Annotated in this window: 12 protein-coding genes; 8 read left to right on the top strand and 4 right to left on the bottom strand. The window is 64.5% G+C overall.

Features of this window, described 5'->3' with window-relative positions; translation table 11 throughout:
- Window positions 1–30: 30 nt before the first annotated feature.
- Both K0P03_RS12225 and K0P03_RS12230 read right to left on the bottom strand, forming a co-directional pair.
- Entirely contained in the window at window positions 31–1,245 is a 1,215-nt protein-coding gene (locus tag K0P03_RS12225; protein WP_272789712.1) for an MFS transporter, read from the bottom strand.
- A gap of 48 nt (window positions 1,246–1,293) precedes the next feature.
- On the bottom strand, window positions 1,294–1,992 hold the full coding sequence (locus K0P03_RS12230) for a DUF899 domain-containing protein (protein ID WP_023516177.1): 699 nt from the start codon (window positions 1,990–1,992) through the stop codon (window positions 1,294–1,296).
- An 86-nt stretch (window positions 1,993–2,078) separates the two neighbouring features.
- Here K0P03_RS12230 and K0P03_RS12235 point away from each other — a divergent pair, with 86 nt between their 5' ends.
- The 3 genes from K0P03_RS12235 to K0P03_RS12245 all read left to right on the top strand — a co-directional run bounded on the left by K0P03_RS12235 (window position 2,079) and on the right by K0P03_RS12245 (window position 6,622).
- Window positions 2,079–3,299, top strand: a complete 1,221-nt coding sequence (locus tag K0P03_RS12235) for a helix-turn-helix domain-containing protein (protein ID WP_272789713.1) — start codon at window positions 2,079–2,081, stop codon at window positions 3,297–3,299.
- Window positions 3,300–3,438: 139 nt separating this feature from the next.
- The gene (locus K0P03_RS12240) at window positions 3,439–4,071 is read left to right on the top strand and encodes a Vgb family protein (RefSeq protein ID WP_272789714.1); all 633 of its coding nucleotides are present in this window, start codon (window positions 3,439–3,441) and stop codon (window positions 4,069–4,071) included.
- A 307-nt stretch (window positions 4,072–4,378) separates the two neighbouring features.
- Window positions 4,379–6,622, top strand: coding sequence for a M10 family metallopeptidase C-terminal domain-containing protein (locus K0P03_RS12245; RefSeq protein WP_272789715.1), 2,244 nt, complete (start codon window positions 4,379–4,381; stop codon window positions 6,620–6,622).
- Window positions 6,623–6,702: 80 nt separating this feature from the next.
- Here the strand turns inward: K0P03_RS12245 and K0P03_RS12250 are convergent, their stop codons facing one another.
- Entirely contained in the window at window positions 6,703–7,563 is an 861-nt protein-coding gene (locus K0P03_RS12250; protein WP_272789716.1) for an urea carboxylase-associated family protein, read from the bottom strand.
- A gap of 183 nt (window positions 7,564–7,746) precedes the next feature.
- Between K0P03_RS12250 and K0P03_RS12255 the strand changes: the two genes are divergently transcribed.
- The 4 genes from K0P03_RS12255 to K0P03_RS12270 all read left to right on the top strand — a co-directional run bounded on the left by K0P03_RS12255 (window position 7,747) and on the right by K0P03_RS12270 (window position 11,805).
- Window positions 7,747–8,442 (top strand): RNA polymerase sigma factor, encoded by a 696-nt coding sequence (locus K0P03_RS12255; RefSeq protein WP_272789717.1) that lies wholly within the window; start codon window positions 7,747–7,749, stop codon window positions 8,440–8,442.
- A gap of 79 nt (window positions 8,443–8,521) precedes the next feature.
- Window positions 8,522–9,043: a DUF4142 domain-containing protein gene (locus K0P03_RS12260; protein ID WP_443020545.1), complete on the top strand. Its 522-nt coding sequence runs from the start codon at window positions 8,522–8,524 to the stop codon at window positions 9,041–9,043.
- Between the two features lie 2 nt (window positions 9,044–9,045).
- Window positions 9,046–9,372: a cupredoxin domain-containing protein gene (locus K0P03_RS12265; RefSeq protein ID WP_272789718.1), complete on the top strand. Its 327-nt coding sequence runs from the start codon at window positions 9,046–9,048 to the stop codon at window positions 9,370–9,372.
- 246 nt (window positions 9,373–9,618) lie between these two features.
- Window positions 9,619–11,805, top strand: a complete 2,187-nt coding sequence (locus tag K0P03_RS12270; protein ID WP_272789719.1) for a caspase family protein — start codon at window positions 9,619–9,621, stop codon at window positions 11,803–11,805.
- 250 nt (window positions 11,806–12,055) lie between these two features.
- Here the strand turns inward: K0P03_RS12270 and K0P03_RS12275 are convergent, their stop codons facing one another.
- Window positions 12,056–15,289, bottom strand: coding sequence for a putative Ig domain-containing protein (locus K0P03_RS12275; RefSeq protein ID WP_272789720.1), 3,234 nt, complete (start codon window positions 15,287–15,289; stop codon window positions 12,056–12,058).
- A gap of 735 nt (window positions 15,290–16,024) precedes the next feature.
- On the opposite strand from K0P03_RS12275, the gene K0P03_RS12280 reads away from it, so the two are divergent.
- Window positions 16,025–16,549: an Lrp/AsnC family transcriptional regulator gene (locus K0P03_RS12280; RefSeq protein WP_023516600.1), complete on the top strand. Its 525-nt coding sequence runs from the start codon at window positions 16,025–16,027 to the stop codon at window positions 16,547–16,549.
- Window positions 16,550–16,574: the final 25 nt, after the last annotated feature.

Genomic DNA, 16,574 nt, shown 5'->3' on the forward strand with positions numbered 1-16,574 from the left:
CCGAATGGACGGCGGGTCGATTGTTCGCGGTTATGCCGCCGCCAGCGCCTCGCGCGCCTTCGGCACCGGTCGGAAGGTCATGGCGATCAGGAAAGCGCCGAGGCCGATGCCCCACGAGCCGACATAGAGCCAGGTATAGCTGGCGAAGGTATCGTAGATCAGCCCGCCCGCCACCGGCCCCAGCGCCATGCCGAGGCTGCCGGCCATGGCCGTTCCGCCGATGACGGTGCCCATCATGCGCAGCGGGAAGTTTTCCCGGGCGATCACCGCATAGAGCGGCATGACGCCGGCATAGATGAAGCCGAACAGGCCCGCCACGACATAGAAGGAGGCCAGCCCGCCGGTAAAGACATAGGCGAGCGCCCCGAAGGCCTGTGCAAAAAGGCCGAGCACCAGGATATGCTTGGCGCCGAACCGGTCGCCGAGCAGGCCGAAGGCGACCCGGCCGCCCATGCCGGCAAGGCCCTCGATGCTGTAGATCGAGACGGCGGCGATCATCGGAATGCCGCAGGTGATGGCATAGCTCACCGTGTGGAAGATCGGCCCGGAATGGGTGGCGCAGCAGAAGAAGTTCGTCAGGCACAGGATGATGAACTGCGGTGTCTTCAGGACATCGCGCGTTGTCATGCCGGCCTGCGGCTCGTCGGCCGCCGCAAGCTCATCGCCACCCGCCTCCAGCGCCGGCGCACGCCGCACCAGGAGGGCGGCCGGGATCATCACGACGGCGACGAGAAGCGCGATGATCTGCATCGAGGCGCGCCAGTCGTTGAAGGTGACCAGCCAGGCGGCAAAGGGCGACATGGTCATCGGCGCCATGCCCATGCCGGCCGAGACGAGCGAGACGGCAAGGCTCCTGTGCGTGTCGAACCAGCCGGTGACGCAGGCCATCATCGGCGCGAAGACGGCAGCGACCGCCACACCGACGACCAGCCCGAAGACGAACTGGAAGGCGAGAAGCGAGGTGGTGACGCTCGCAGCCATCAGGCTTGCCGCCAGAAGCACCGAGCCTGCCAGCACGACAGGCCGCGGCCCCCAGCGATCCGAAAGGCTGCCCCAAAACATGCTCGCAAAGGCCATGGCGAGAAAGCCGATGGTCATGGCGGTGGAAATGCCGGTCACCGACCAGCCGGTGTCCTTGGCGATCGGCAGCAGGAAGACCGGCAGCGAGAACATCGCGCCGATGGCGATGCAGCCGAGAAGGCCGCCTGCGGCGACGATCACCCAGCGATAATGCGTATGGATCATTGTCATCTCCTCTGCGGCCGCCAGCTTCTGGCCGGGGCCGCGCCCAAATCAGTATTGATCGTGCCGCCTTACCCATTCCATCGGATAGCGAAGGCCGTCCTCGTCGCGGCCTTTCGGCACGAGGTCGAGGAAGTGATAGGCACCGTTCACCATCTCGACGCCGCGCGCGTAGCAGGAGTAGGTGTGGTACACCTCGCCCGGCCCGCTCCTGTAAAAGACGCTGACGCCGACCATTTCCGACATGGTGTTCGAACAAATCTCGAAATTGTAGTAGGCGCGCCCCGCCGCCTGCTCCTGCGGTGTCGCGGACGCCTGGTAGTCGAAGTTGAAGTCACTGCCGCCCGAGGAGACCCACGGAAAGCTCCAGCCCATGCGCCGCCGGTAGGCATCGATCTTTTCCAGCGGCGCGCGCGAGATCGCCGTGAAGGTCACGTCGCGCTGGGCGAGATGAACCGGAATGCCGTTGAAATTGTCGGCCCAGAAGGAACAGGACTTGCAGCCCTCCTGCCAGTCCGGCCCCAGCATGAAGTGATAGACGAGGAGCTGCGAGCGCCCGGCGAAAAGGTCCTCCAGCGTCAGGACGCCCTCCGGCCCGTCGAAGCGGTAGGCCTTCCCCACCCGCTCCCAGGGCATCGCCATCCGTTGGCGGGTCAGCGCCTCGCGCTGGCGGGTGAATTCCTTTTCCGCGGCGAGCAGCGCCAGCCGGGCCTTCAGCCAGTCCTCGTGTGAAACGACTTGATTGCGCATCGTGAAACGCCTTTCTTCTCTAGCGATGCACCAAACGTAAGGGGTGGTCGCCGCGAAGCGGGAGTTACAAGTGTGACGGGAATTGCATGGACTCGATGATCATCGCCGCCGCCCGGGCGCTCGCAACCGGCGATCCGCTCGGCGCGTTGAGCCGCGTCGCGCTGCGTGACGACGCACCGGCCCTGGCCCTGCGCGGCATCGCCATGGCGCAGCTCGGCGATCTCGAGCGCGCGAAGGCGCTGCTGAAGAACGCCGCTCGCGCCTTCGGGCCGCGCGAGCCGATGGCGCGGGCGCGCTGTGTCGTCGCACAAGCCGAGATCGCCCTCGTCTCGCGCGACCTTGCCTGGCCGGTGAAGGCGCTCGCCGCTGCCGAGGCGACGCTTGCGGCCCATGGCGACCGGCCCAACGCCGCCCATGCCCGGACACTCGCCATCCGCCGCCTGCTCCTGATCGGCCGGCTCGACGACGCCGCAGCGCAGCTCGCCACGCTCGATCCCGCAGCATTGACCCCGCCGCTTCGGGCCGCGCATGCCCTCGCCGCTGCCGGCATCGCGACCCGCCGCCTGCGCACGGCAGCGGCCCGCGAGGCCTTTGCACGCGCCGCGGAGGCCGCCCGGCACGCCGGCATTCCCGCCCTTGTTCAGGAGGTGGAGGACGCGGCCGCGATCCTGCAAAGACCGACCGCCCGCGCGATCGCGGATGGCGAGGAGCGCCTTATGCTGCCCGCCGAGGTCGAAGCGCTGCTGGCAACCGACAGACTGGTGGTCGATGCCTGCCGCCATGTCGTGCGCTGCGGCGAGACCCGCATCTCGCTGGCCACGCGGCCGATCCTGTTTGCGCTGCTGCGCACGCTCGCCGAGGCCTTTCCCGCCGATGCCAGCCGGGAACACCTGTTGCTCCGCGCCTTCCGGGCCCGGCATGCCGACGAATCCCACCGGGCACGCCTGCGCGTCGAAATGGGCCGGCTGCGGACCGAGCTCGAACCGCTTGCCGGGGCCACCGCCACGAAGGACGGTTTCCGGCTGCTGCCCCGTGGCGGGCGGGCCGTTGCCGTGCTGGCGCCGCCGCATGACGAACCGCATGCCGATGTGCTGGCCCTCTTTGCCGATGGCGAGGCCTGGTCGAGTTCCGCACTCGCCATCGCGCTCGGCACGAGCGCCCGCACCGTGCAGCGCGCACTCGAAGAGCTTTTCGCCGCCGGCAAGGTGCAGGCTGTCGGCCGCGGCCGAAGCCGGCGCTGGCTGACGCCGGTGCCCGGCGCTTTCTCGACACTCTTGTTACTCCCGGGTCCGCTGCCCGGCAGCTAAAAACGGAACCCGCACCAGTCCGCGGCGGCCTTGCCGCGGCGACATGCGCAAGACCAGGGGGCTGAAGCACACGGCGCCGATCCCGGCAATCGCCCCGACACGACGGGACCACCGCATCAACGATTCAAAGGAGACAAGCATGACCACGTCCAAAGCAGACATTCTGCGCGAATACGGCCCCTTCCCCGGCGTGGACCAGGTCCACGGCGTCACCTTCGACGGCAAGGCCGTCTGGTTCGCCTCGGGCGACAAGGTCAACGCGCTCGATCCGGACGACGGCCGCCTGCTGCGCACGATCGACCTTTCCGCCCATGCCGGCACCGCCTATGACGGCCGCCACCTTTTCCAGATCGCCGAGGACCGCATCCACAAGATCGACCCGGCCTCCGGCGCCATCGTCTCCACCATCCCCGCCCCCGGCAACGGCGGCGATTCCGGCCTCACCTGGGCGGAAGGCTCGCTCTGGGTCGGCGAGTACCGCAGCCGGCAGATCCACGAAATCGACCCGGAAACCGGCACCGTGCGACGCACCATCGAGAGCAACCGCATGGTGACGGGCGTCACCTGGGTGGACGGCGAGCTCTGGCACGGCACCTGGGAGGGCGAGGAAAGCGACCTGCGCCGCCTCGACCCAAAAACCGGCGCCGTGCTCGACACCATCACCATGCCCGCCGGCATCGGCGTCTCCGGCCTCGAATCCGACGGCGCCGACCGCTTCTTCTGCGGCGGCGGCAACAGCGGAAAGATCCGCGCCATCCGCCGCCCGCGCTGACGGATGCCGGACGCGGCTGGCAATGCAACGAACACGGGTGCCGCCATCCTTCTGAAGGCGTGGCGGCACCGATAGCCCGGCGCGGCGTGAAGCACAGGATACGCCCGTTGATCGAGCGGACAGCCGCCTCACGAGGCCAAAAAACACGGCCGGCATTTCCCGCCCCCGTGAAACCGGAGAATTCTTTTCGCTACAACCCATCCGACACTTGCCATCGCGAGCTCAACCTCATACTCCTCTACTTTTAAGGGAATTCAACCAAAAATGGCCATCGTCCAAGATGCGCCACAAACAGGGAAGAACCGCCATGACTATCCTGGTAGGCACCGAAACCATGGTCAACACACACTTGCCGGGCCAGCAGCTGGAGCCATCCGTTGCAATGCTCAAGGACGGCGGCTGGGTGGTGACATGGCAATCCTGGGGACAGGACGGCTCGAACGACGGCGTCTACCAACAACGCTACAAACCGGATGGAACGCCAGACGGCGTCGAAGTGCTGGTAAACACGACGACCGCCGAATCGCAGTATCAACCTGCGATAACCGCCCTCAAGGACGGCGGCTGGCTTGTAACGTGGGTCGGCGATGAAGCAGGCGGCCCGGAAATCTACCAGCGGCGCTACGATGCAGACGGCACTGCGACGACCGCCGTGGGAGAGGTCGTCAATACGGACGTGGGCAGCGTACAGGAAATGCCCACCGTGACCCCGTTGCCCAATGGTGGCTGGGTCGTCGTGTGGGCATCTCGGAACGATGGCGCCGGCAATGGCCACGGCATCTTCCAGCAACAGTATGATGCAAATGGCGATCCGACCACGCTCGCACAAGTTCGTGTCCACACCACACTTGCCGGAAACCAAACCAAGCCTTCCGTCGCCGTGCTGGAGGACGGCGGGTGGATCGTTACCTGGCAGTCACCCGATGCTGACGGAACCGGCATCTACCAGCAGCGTTTTAAGACCGACGGCACCCAGGAAGGCGTGGAAACGCCTGTCAACAGCCTTACGGCGGGTGCACAGGCCAATGCCATCGTCACGGGGTTGAAGGACGGCGGCTGGGTCGTCGCCTGGCAATCACCCGATACAAATGGAACCGGCATCTACCAGCAAAGATACGACAAGGACGGCAACGCCCTGGGGTCAGGGGAAACGCAGGTCAACACGACCTCGACAGGCGATCAGAAAAATGCGTCCATCACCGCCCTGACCGACGGTGGATGGGTCGTCACCTGGCAAAGCGCCAACGACATTTACCTACGCTACTATAATTCGAGCGGCACGGCAGTCGGAAACGAGGTCCTCGTAAACGACATAACGGCGAGCGATCAGGAGTTCCCGTCCGTAACGGCGCTACCGGGTGGCGGCTGGGTGGTCACCTGGCAGAGTTTCAAAATGGGTGTGCCTGGAGAATTCCAGAACATCGCCCAGAAGATCTACTTCGGCGTCAACGACGCCCCCACCGGGACCAATGCAACCCTCACGGCGAAGGAAAACACGGCCTATAGTTTCAAGGTCGCCGATTTCGGTTTTTCCGATACCAACGGCAACAGCCTGTCCGGTGTAAAAATAACGACGCTCCCGACGAAGGGCACTGTCCTTCTGAACGGCATTGCCATCACGGCGGGGCAGACGATCGCGGTTGCGGATATCACCGCCGGGAAATTGACCTGGGAGCCCCCGGCGGGCGAGGACGGCAACGCCCTGACGACGATCGGCTTCAAGGTCATCGACGACGGGGGCACCGATCACAACGGCAAGGATATCGACCAGACCGAGCGCGTTATCACCTTCAACGTGACACCGACGCCGACGACACCCGACACGGACAAGGGCAAGATCCTCATCGGAGGCGATGGCGACGACCGATTCACCGGAACGAACTGGGCGGACCTGCTCTCCGGCAAGGGCGGAGACGACCATCTCGACGGTGGCGCTGGCAACGATACATTGTGGGGCGGGGAAGACGACGACCTGCTGAAGGGCGGCAGCGGCAACGACATTCTCGGCGGCGGCCCGGGCGCCGACACGCTTTTCGGCGGTGGTGGCGACGACAAGCTCTATGGCGGAAAGGATAGCGGCGCCGACAGGCTCTACGGCGGCGACGGCAAGGACAAGCTCTGGGGCGGCGGCGGCAACGACAAGCTGTATGGGGGCGACGACGACGACACCCTGGGCGGCGGCGCCGGCGACGACCTTCTCGGTGGCGGCAGCGGTAACGACATCCTCTATGGCGGCGCGGGGAGCGACCAGATTTATGGCGGCACCGGCGATGACCGGATTCATGGCGGTCCCGGCAACGACGAGCTCTGGGGTGGAGCCGGCAACGACATCTTCATCTTCCGGGAGAACACCGGCAAGGACCGCATCATGGATTTCACCCGCGGTCAGGACAAGATCGACCTCTCAGCCTTCTCGACCCGCACGAATCCGCTGGATTTCAACGACATCAATATCCAGACGACAGCGGCAGGCGTGGTCGTCTCGATCAATGGAATCCAGGTCACGCTGGAAGGCCAGAAAAGCCTCAACAGGGATGACTTCATTCTCTAGGGTCGAGCGGGCAGCCGGCGCAGCTATTGTTCCACGATAGCGCCCGAGCCGAAGCGTCACCGCTTCGGCTCGGAAATCCCCTATAGACCATGGCTACCATCGTAGCCGTTGACCGGCGGCGGCGCCCAGCCGGCCGGCAGGGTTTTAGGCTTGTAGATTTCGACGACCATGGGGTAACACGCTGCCGTGTCGGACGAGTGCTGCGCAGAGCAATCCCCACCCGGGCAGGCCGACATGCAGCCGAGAAGATCGATCTCGGCGAAAAACTCCAGATAGTCGTCCGGCCGCACCGGGCTCGCCTTCATGAAATACTGGCCGGTATCGCGCGTGAAGCCGGTGCACATGAAGACGTTCAGCACGTCGTGCACATAGGTTTCCGCCTCGCGCAGCGCCATGCCGGTCTTCGCCGCAAAGGCGCGGGTGAGGTTCGAGTGGCAGCAATGGTGATACTGCCCGCCGTGGCTGAGCAGGTTGTGCGTATAGGGGTCGCAGCGCGTGCCGATCACGTCATGCACTGCGCCGCCGAACGCGTCGAAGCCGTACCAGTCGAGCGTGTCGTGCGTGATCGTCGCGATGGGGCGCAGATAGGGAAAATTGGAAAAGAGCTGGTCGCCGAGGCCGACATGGGTGCCGGCGAGCGCGCGTGTCTTGCCCGTGTAGAGCCGTTCCTTCAGATCCTGCGCATTGAAGAGGTTGAGGTCGCCCACCTGCGGCCCCTCGCTGCAGACAAGACGGCAGAAATGTCCGGCCGGCACCGACCAGGTGGCGGCCTCGCGCGGCGGTATGACGACCGTTTCGACAAGCGTCAGGTCGTCCCGGAGCGCGCGATAGGCCGCAAGGTCGGGACGCGGCAGGGTCTCGACCGGATAGCAGATCACCGGCTTGATCGCCTTGCGGACGGCGGCGTCGCCGGGCGCCGCCGTGATGGGGGTGGGCTTCATCTTTCAGTCTCCATGTCGTGTCGCGCCGCCACCACAGGCATTGCGAGCCGCCGGCGACTATAGCCGGTTCCCGCCATCTGTCAGCCGTCCTTCGCCGACCCCGCGCGTCGCGATACAGGCGGATTTTTCCGGGAACCTTGCGGCACCGCCGGCATCCAATATGGTCCCGGAAGGAGAACAAGCATGCCCGTCTTGTCCAATGCCAATGCTACCCCCGCCGCCGCCATCGAGGACGAAGCTGGCCTCGTGGCGCGCGCGGCCGCTGGCGACGCCGATGCGGTCCGCCGCATCATCAAGCACCACAACCAGCGCCTCTACCGTCTCGTGCGGGCCGTCATCCGCAACAATGCGGATGCGGAGGATGTCCTGCAGGAGGCCTATCTGAAGGCCTTCGCCCATCTTCAGGGCTTCAACGGCGAGGCCTCGCTGTCGACCTGGCTGTCGCGCATCGCCCTCAACACCGCCCTGATGCGCCTTCGCGCCGAGAAACGGCTGAAGCGCGCCGCACCCCCGGCCGGCCCGACACAGGCCGAGATCATCCCCTTCCCGCTTGCCTCCTCCATCGAGGACCCGGAGCGCCTCATGGCCCAGCGACAACTCCTGCACCTCGTCGAGGAGGCGACCGACGCGCTTCCCGAAACTTTCCGCCTCGTCTTCGTCGCCCGTGTCATCGAGGGCCTCAGCGTCGAGGAGGCCGCCGCGCTGCTCGACCTGCCGCCGGCCACCGTCAAGACACGGCTTCACCGCGCCCGCAAGCTGATCCGGGCACGGCTCGAGGCGCAGATCGGCCCGGTGCTGATCGACGCCTTCCCCTTTGCCGGCGCGCGCTGCGACCGGTTGACGGAGGCCGTCATTGCAAAACTCGGCCTTGCAGGCTGACGGGAACCCCGGCGGCGGTGCGGCATCCAATGCTGCGTTACCGAAACAGGGCCGGCACCGCCGGCCAAGGAGAAACCCGATGAAGACCCTCATGACCACGCTCGGCGCCGCCTGCCTTGCCCTTGCCGCCTCCCTCGCCGGCGCCGCCGACAAGCCGACCGATCCCGAGATCGCCCATATCGCCTATAGCGCCGGGCTCATCGACGTGGAGGCCGCCAAGCTCGCTTTGTCGAAGACGAAGAATGCCGATTTGCTCGCCTTCGCCCAGTCGATGCAGAAGGACCACGAGGCCGTCAACGACATGGCTCTTGCCCTCGTCAAGAAGCTGAACGTGACGCCGCAGGACAACGCCACCAGCCAGGCCCTTGCCAGGGCCGCCGAGGACAAGCGCGCCGAACTCGCCAAGCTCGACGGCGCGGCCTTCGACAAGGCCTATATCAACAACGAGGTCGCCTATCACGGCGAGGTCAACAAGGCGCTGGAAGCCCTGCTCATCCCCTCCGCGGAAAATGCCGAGCTGAAGAGCCTGCTCGAAACCGGCCTGAAACTCTTCCAGGGCCACCAGCAGCACGCCGAACATGTCGCGGCCGCCCTGAAATGACCATGCCCTCCCTCAGCCGGCGGCAGATCCTTGCGACAGGCGCAGCCGTCCTCGCCAGCCATGCGCTTGCCCGCGCCCATAACGGCACCGTGCACGTCGCCATCGAAAAACTCGCCTTCCTGCCCGCCGACATAAAGGTCAAGGCCGGCGAGACCATCGAATGGACCAACCGGGATCCCTTTTCCCACACCGCCACCGTCAAGGGCGGCTGGGACATCCTGATCCCACCCGGCAAGACGATCACGCACGTTGCCACCGCTGACGACAGCGTCGCCTACTACTGCCGCTTCCACCCCAACATGAAGGGAACGATCACCATCATTGCCTGACACCCTGCGCGCCGGGTGCGAACACAAGGCATACCCGGCCGACATTTGCAGCAGGGCAACGCTTTCCCCGGAAGGCGTTGCTTCCCCCCATCATCCGGCCTGCCTCCTGCAAACCTCAGCCGTCCGCGCGATGCAGTGTTCAGACGGCAATAATATTTACGCCTCCTAATGAAGCTGCTACTGTGACGCCTTCATTTCAGGCACTGCAGCACATTCACCGTTGGTCTTTCCCTCGAGGAACTGGTCATGCTCGTGAAAACTTTGCTCGCGTACGCAACGCTGGCGCTCGGCCTGTGCCTTTCATGCGCCTCCGCCAGCGCATCCACCACGACGCAGACGATCCCCGCCGATACCTGTCAGGAGATGGCGGCCGGCGGCTCCCAACCTCTCGACAGCGCACCGGAAGGCAAGGCCGGCAGGCTGGCGCTGGTGATCGGCAACGCGGCCTATGGCGGCGGCATCGCACCGCTGCGCAATCCGGCCCGGGATGCCGCCGCGGTGACGGATGTGCTGCAAAAACTGAACTTCACCGTCTTCGTGGCGCTGGACGCCCGCGGTGCGACCATCCGCGACTGTGTGTTGCGCATGCAATCCGCCCTGTCGCCCGACGATATCGCCCTGGTCTACTATTCCGGACACGGCATACAGATCGATGACCGCAACTACATCGTCGCGACGGATGCCGAGGCCGGCGGCGCCCTTTCCGATGCCTTCGTCTATATCGACGAGATCATCGATGGCGTGAAGGCGAAGTCCGCCTCCATCCTCGTTTTCCTTGACGCCTGTCGCAACAATCCGTTCGCGCGCGAGGACGCCCAGGGCCTGTCGGCATCAACCGGCCGCAGCCTCGCGCGGGGGCTGGCAAAGGTGGATGCCAACACGCCGGGCGCGAGACAGGAGGCGCGCGGGATTTTCGTCGCCTACTCCACGTCGCCCAACGCAACGGCCTCGGATGGCGAGGGAGACCTGAGCCCGTTCACAACAGCCTTTGTCACGGCCGTCAAGACGCCCGGTTTTTCCGTCCAACGCGCCCTCAGCGAGGTCTCCCGAAGCGTCGGCGAAGCGACGGACTGGTCCCAGACACCATGGATAAAATCGTCGCTCACCGCCGAAATCCTGCTGAACGGCACGATGACATTCGAGGACGCGCAGTCGGCCTCCGAAAACCACGCGGGAGCATCGAAACGGCTTCTCGGGAGGGGCGATGTCGAGGGCGCGATCGTGGAGGCTTTCCGGGGCCTTCCGCAGAGCATCGACGACAGGACCGCGGAACAGTTTCCCTTTGCCTATCAGGCGCTGACGGCGGCCACGCGCTCGAGCAGCATCGTCCTTCCCGTTCCCGCGAACAACATCCACGTCGTGGTCGCCAATGTGGGTGGCGACCGGGCCGTCGTCGCCTCCGTCGACCGCGAATATCGTGGCGTCGGAAAAGGCACGCTGGAGATCTGGGACACCGGCACGAAGACGGTGATCGGCATTCTGGGCGAGGTGGGAACCGCGGTCCCCAGCGTAAAATTCTCGGCGGACGGATCCCGCGTTGCCGCCTATCTCGGCAAGGGGATCACCAAGGTCGCCGATGCGGCGACGGGCAAGACCATCTCCACCATCAAGCTTTCCGCAGACCATCTGGGCCCGGCCTATGGTGGCCTCAATCCCCCCGTCCTGGTGTTCAGCCCGGATGGCGCCGTTCTTGTCGGAACGCTCCACAAACAGGGTCTCGCCCTGGTGCAGGGCTGGGACGTGAACAGCGGAGCCAAGCGGTTTGAGTTCGACCTTGGAACGAAATGCAACGGACTGGCCAATACGGCGGGTTGGGCATTGACCCGGGGCTTTGCGGTCCTGAGTGCCGACGGCGCCTCCCTTTCGTTCGTCTGCACGAACACCTCTACCAATGTGCCCAAGCTGCTCGTCTTCGGGCACTGGTCGCTCGTGCAGGACAGCCTGGTCGGTTCTGGGGTCGTTCCGGTTTCGAAGGAGCTCTATCCAATAGCCTTCGGCTTCAGTGCGGATGGAACGCGGATGGTCGCCACGCAGCTCGACAACGGCGGATCCTATGAAATCCTCCTGTTCGATACACAGACCGGACAACAGATCGGAAAGGTGGAGAAGGGTCTCTACGCCTCCTTCTCCCCGGCGGGCGATCTTTATTCCGTCGTCGGCCAGACAGGCGCCGCCATCTTTTCGGCAAAGGACGGCAGGCGCGTCCGGGAGATGGCCGACTATGCCTACACCGTACCGGCGGCGTTTCGCGAACATGGGGAGAAGTTTGCCGACTACATCCTCCTCGACAACGACATGTCGACGCTGACGCATGACGTGTGGTGGCAGCCGCCGAATGGCCTTACCGTCGCGGACGCCGCACGCGCGCGGCTGACGGCCGAACAAAAGAACGAGGCCAAAGCCGGCGCCCTCGCCTACACCGAAATTCCATGAGGCCACGCACGCATACATTCCGAGGCAAAAACGCCTCTTCGAAAACAGGCGATCGGGACCGCGGCTGAACCGTTTTCGGATCGCTTGTTCCTGCCGGCGGGCAACATCCCCATCGGCCGACGGGGGGGATACCACGACCGTCAGCACGCCCCGCCCGGGCAGCCACTGGACGACCACATGGCATGGCAACCATCTCTTCCACGCCGTGGTCGCTTCCCGGCCGATACCGTCAAAGCTGATACCGCAACGTCTAGAGGATGAAATCGCTGGCTTTGAGGTCGATCACCCTGTCGAGAACGATGGTGAAATCGGCCTTGCCGTCTCCGTTGACGTCACCATGGATATACGTGTTGCCCGCCTTCGTCTCGTAGCGCAGTTCCCCGGCCTTCTTGTGGAATTTTTCATCGCCGATGAAATCGAAGGGCTGGTTCGCAGAACTCTTCGTGCTGGCATCGATAGCCTTCAGGTCGATCTTGTCGCCCTGGCTGCGGCTGAAATCGAGGATCGTGTCGCGGCCCGAGGAGGCAACCGTTGTTTCCTTGATGGACTTGAAGACGAACGTATCCGCACCGGAGCCCCCCGATAGTTTGTCCGCACCCTGCCCGCCATAGAGCCTGTCGTTTCCAGCGCCGCCGTTCAGCTTGTCGTTGCCCGCCCCGCCATCGAGCGTGTTCCGGCCGGCATTGCCGGTCAGCGTGTTGGCAAGGCTGTTGCCGGTTCCGTTGATGTTGTCCCTGCCCTCCAGCGTCAGGTTCTCGACATGGCTGGACAGCGCGTGGCTGACGGCGGACTTGACGAGGTCGATACCCTCATCCGCCTTCTCGACGACGACATCGCCCTTTCCGACGATATAGGTGTCGTTGCCCTCGCCGCCGACCAGGCGGTCCGCGCCACCCTTGCCGTCAAGCACGTCCTTGCCGGCATAGCCATAGAGAACATCGGCGCCCTTGCTGCCGTCCAGCCTGTCGTTGCCGTCCGTGCCCTTGACCACATCGGGCGAGACGCCACGGACGGTGACCTTGAGGTCGGCCGTGGCCGTGCCGCCGTGGCCGTCAGACACGGTGTAGCGGATGACGACCGTACGGCTCTCCCCTTGGGCAAGGTTCTGGTTCGGCGCGCTCGTCGGGTCGTAGACCAGGCGGCCGTTCTCGATCGAGACGGAACCGAAGCCCGAGCGCACGGAGGCGGAAACGAGGCTCAGCGCATCGCCCTCCTCGTCCCGTGCGGCGGCCAGCACATCGACGGTCAGTTTCTTGTCTTCGGCCGTCGCGGCCGTGCCGTTGGAGGGCAGCTCCGGATCGTCGTTGACGGCGGTGACGGTAAGCGTGAAATCGACGAAGGCGGTTCTGGCGCTCCCGTCCGTCGCGGTCACGCGCACGGTGATGCCGCTCGCATCGCCCGTCGGCGGCGTTCCGGAAAAGGTCCGCGTCGCCGGATTGAACACCAGCCAGCTCGGCAGGGCATTGCCGTTGGAGAGCTTTGCCGAATAGCTGAGCGTGTCGCCGGCATCGGCATCCGCAAAGGTGTTGGCCGGCACGGTGTAGCTGAAGGCCCGGTCCTCCGTCGCCTGCTGCGCCGCGATCATGCCCACCACCGTCGGCGCATCGTTGACGTTCTGCACCGTCAGGGTGAAATCGATGAAACCGACCGTCCGGTCTTCGTCGATCGCAAACAGGCGAATGGTGACCTCCCCGACATCGTCATTGTCGGGCGTGCCGGAAAAGGTCCGTGTCGCGGGATCGAAGGTGAGCCAGGCCGGAAGCGGGTCATGGTTCGTCAGAGACGCGGCATAGGTCATCGTGTCGCCGGCATCGACATCGATGAACGTATTGGCGGGAAGGGTAAGACTGAACGCCGTATCCTCGCTCGCCACCTGAGCAGCGATCGTCCCGTTCGGCTCCGGCGGATCGTTGACATTGTCGACCGTCAGCGTGAAATCGACGGAAACGCTTTCGCCGCCCCCATCGGTCGCGATGACGCGGATGCTGATCTCCCCGACATCGCCGTTCTCGGGCGTGCCGGAGAAGGTTCGGGTCTCGGGATCGAATTCCAGCCAGGCCGGCAGGTCGTCGCCATTGGCGAGCGTTGCCGTAAAGGTCAGCCGATCGAGCGCGTCGGCATCGGAGAAGGTGTTTGCGGCGAAGGTGAAGCTGAAGGCGCTGTCCTCCGTCGCCTGCTGCGCCGCGATCGTGTTGCCGACGGTCGGCGCGTCGTTGCCGACCCAGAAGGTGCGCTGGTAGAGGCCGAGCCCGTCGCCGTCCTGCCCGGCGGATTGCCAGGTCACGACCCAGCCGCCGTCCGGCAGGGCGGTGACCTTGATGACCTTCTGGTCGCCCTCCGTTTCGCCATTGACCCGCGTCTCGCCGCCGACCGGCTGCCCGTTGGCACCATAGACCTGCTGGTAGACACCCAAGCCGCTGCCATCCTGATTGGTCGACTCCCAGGTCACGACCCAGCCGCCGCCCGTCAGCGCGACGACGGAGTGAACATATTGCCAGCCCTCGACGGTCGTATTGACCATCGTTTCCGGGCCAAGCGCATCGCCGTTGGCGTCGTAGACCCTCTGGAAAAGGCCGTTGCTCGTCCCCGCGCTGGTGTCGTCGTCGCCGACCCACGACACGACCCAACCGCCGCCTTCCAGAAGCGCCATCTGCACGAAGTTCTGCGGACCGTCACTGCCGCGATTGATCTGCGTGACGGTGCCAGCGTTGCCATTTTCGTCATAGACCCGCTGATAGACCTCGCTGTTGAGGCCGCTTCCCGCGCTCCAGGCGACAATCCAGCCTCCGCCGGGGCGGACGATGACTTCATAGTACGGACCGTTGAGTGTCGATCCGCCCGTGTTCACGCCCTCGTTGGAACCGACCAGCGCACCATGCTCGTCAAAGACCTGCTGGTAGAGATTGTAGTCGCTTGCCACCCATGTCGCGACGAAGCCGCCGTTTGCGAGTGGTGTGACCTTGGCGTTCTCCCAGAAAAGGCTCGACGTCTGGGTATCGACGCGCATTGCTGGCATGACCGGGTTGCCGCCGGCGTCGAATGTCGCGACGTGAACGCCTTTCGAGATAAAATAATCGGTCGACCAGATAGCCGCCCAGCCGCCATCCGGCAGGGCGACGATCTGCGCATCCTGCGGCCTGCCGAATTGAACGGCAATCACCAGGCTGGGGCCTGCCGTTCCATCAGCCTGAAAGATTTGCGCCTGGAGGCTTTGATAGGAGATACCCCACATCGTCACCCAGCCGCCGTCGGTGAGCGCAACGACCTGCGGCGCCTCGAAATTTACGGCCGACCCGAGATCCGGACTGACCCGCGTCTCGGATCCGGCCGGCTCACCATGGGCGTTATAGGCCTGCTGGTAGATGTCATGGCCCTGCTGCCAGGTCACCACCCAGCCGCCATTGGAGAGTGCCGTGACGCTCTGCGCGGTCTGGTTCCCGCCGGTCGTGGTGTTGATCCGGCTTTCCGTCGTACTTCCAAACATAACGTTCCCCAAAATGTCATTCCCCTGCACAACGGGCGGCGCCAGTCCCGATGCCGGAAATCGTGTCCCCGCTGCCGTGGCGTCGTGTTGGCAACCAAAGCGTCCCGCGGGCGGGCGCTCGAAACCACGCTGTCGCTATCGACATTCGTCGGCCGCCGCCCACGGCCAAGGCACGAATGCCGTTCCCCATTCCCGTGCGCGACATAGATAATCCCGCCGCCAGCGAAGGTCCTGATACGGCCGCCCCAGCTTTCTGAAATTTTCTGATTTTTTCTGAAACGACAGGCGAAGCGCTGAACTGGTCCCGCAAGTGCCCTCCTCCGGAGCCACGCTTCGGTGGTTTGCGGCCACGGCGGGTTCTCTTTGTTTGCGCTACAGCGCGGCGGACCGCTGCCTCCGTCAAGCAAACGGGCCGGCAGGATTTCGCCACGGCCCGCGCCATTCTTGACAAACACCGCGCCGGTAAGCCCGGCGATGGCGATGCGTCGGTTGCGCGCGCAAGGCTACCCCTGTGCGCAATCCAGATGCCATGGTGCGTCTTGATGAGGCCCTGGGAGCACTCGCTTGCGGAGTGTTATAATCGGACTGGGTGTGCTCGCAGGCCTCTTCACACACTAAGACAGCATAAATGGAAAGAAAGCATCGCTTAATTTTTCTAAAAGGAAAAAATGTGTTGCTATTTTTTTCTTAATTCCTATTCTCCCCTCATCGAGCCAGCCATACAAGAAGGACAGAATGCGCGCTGTATTGGACCGGATAGACAGGCACCTTACGAAACTGCTGTCGGACGACGGTCGTGACGGGGTCAATGATTTGGCGGAGCGTCTGGGCCTCAGCCCCCCGACCGTGCGGGCGCGCCTGAAATCCTTGATCGAGCGGAACCTGCTGAAGATCGTCGGCGTGCTGAACATATCGGAGCGGCCCGAACTCGTGTGCGCGATGGTTGGCATCCGCGCAAATGGCCATGGCCGGCTGAACGAGATTGCCAAAAAGATTTCCGAATTGCCCTATGTGGCCTCCGTCAGCCTCGTGACCGGCCGCTACGACATCATTGCCGAAGTGCTGTTCGAAGGGGACATGGACGAACTCTACCGGGTTACCAGCGAGCTGCTGCCCGGCCTGGAGGAACCAGGCGTGATCCGCAGCAGCGAAACCTTCGTGGTGATGAAATCACACAACAAATGGCTCAGCTTGCCGAAAGGCGTCTGGGACGACGAAATCGGCAGAGACGACCTCGCTGCAGATCCGGGCCGGGAGTGATGGGCGGCCTGTAGGAAGCAAAGGC

The organism is Shinella sp. HY16, assembly GCF_028534175.1.
In the GTDB taxonomy this organism is placed as follows: domain Bacteria; phylum Pseudomonadota; class Alphaproteobacteria; order Rhizobiales; family Rhizobiaceae; genus Shinella.

Excerpts from the sequence above, each read along its gene's own strand:
- K0P03_RS12265 (WP_272789718.1), top strand. The coding sequence starts at position 9,046 with ATGCCCTCCCTCAGCCGGCGGCAGATCCTTGCGACAGGCGCAGCCGTC.
- K0P03_RS12240 (WP_272789714.1), top strand. The coding sequence starts at position 3,439 with ATGACCACGTCCAAAGCAGACATTCTGCGCGAATACGGCCCCTTCCCC.
- K0P03_RS12250 (WP_272789716.1), bottom strand. The coding sequence starts at position 7,563 with ATGAAGCCCACCCCCATCACGGCGGCGCCCGGCGACGCCGCCGTCCGC.
- K0P03_RS12225 (WP_272789712.1), bottom strand. The coding sequence starts at position 1,245 with ATGATCCATACGCATTATCGCTGGGTGATCGTCGCCGCAGGCGGCCTT.
- K0P03_RS12275 (WP_272789720.1), bottom strand. The coding sequence starts at position 15,289 with ATGTTTGGAAGTACGACGGAAAGCCGGATCAACACCACGACCGGCGGG.
- K0P03_RS12270 (WP_272789719.1), top strand. The coding sequence starts at position 9,619 with ATGCTCGTGAAAACTTTGCTCGCGTACGCAACGCTGGCGCTCGGCCTG.
- K0P03_RS12245 (WP_272789715.1), top strand. The coding sequence starts at position 4,379 with ATGACTATCCTGGTAGGCACCGAAACCATGGTCAACACACACTTGCCG.
- K0P03_RS12280 (WP_023516600.1), top strand. The coding sequence starts at position 16,025 with ATGCGCGCTGTATTGGACCGGATAGACAGGCACCTTACGAAACTGCTG.
- K0P03_RS12230 (WP_023516177.1), bottom strand. The coding sequence starts at position 1,992 with ATGCGCAATCAAGTCGTTTCACACGAGGACTGGCTGAAGGCCCGGCTG.
- K0P03_RS12260 (WP_443020545.1), top strand. The coding sequence starts at position 8,522 with ATGAAGACCCTCATGACCACGCTCGGCGCCGCCTGCCTTGCCCTTGCC.
- K0P03_RS12255 (WP_272789717.1), top strand. The coding sequence starts at position 7,747 with ATGCCCGTCTTGTCCAATGCCAATGCTACCCCCGCCGCCGCCATCGAG.
- K0P03_RS12235 (WP_272789713.1), top strand. The coding sequence starts at position 2,079 with ATGGACTCGATGATCATCGCCGCCGCCCGGGCGCTCGCAACCGGCGAT.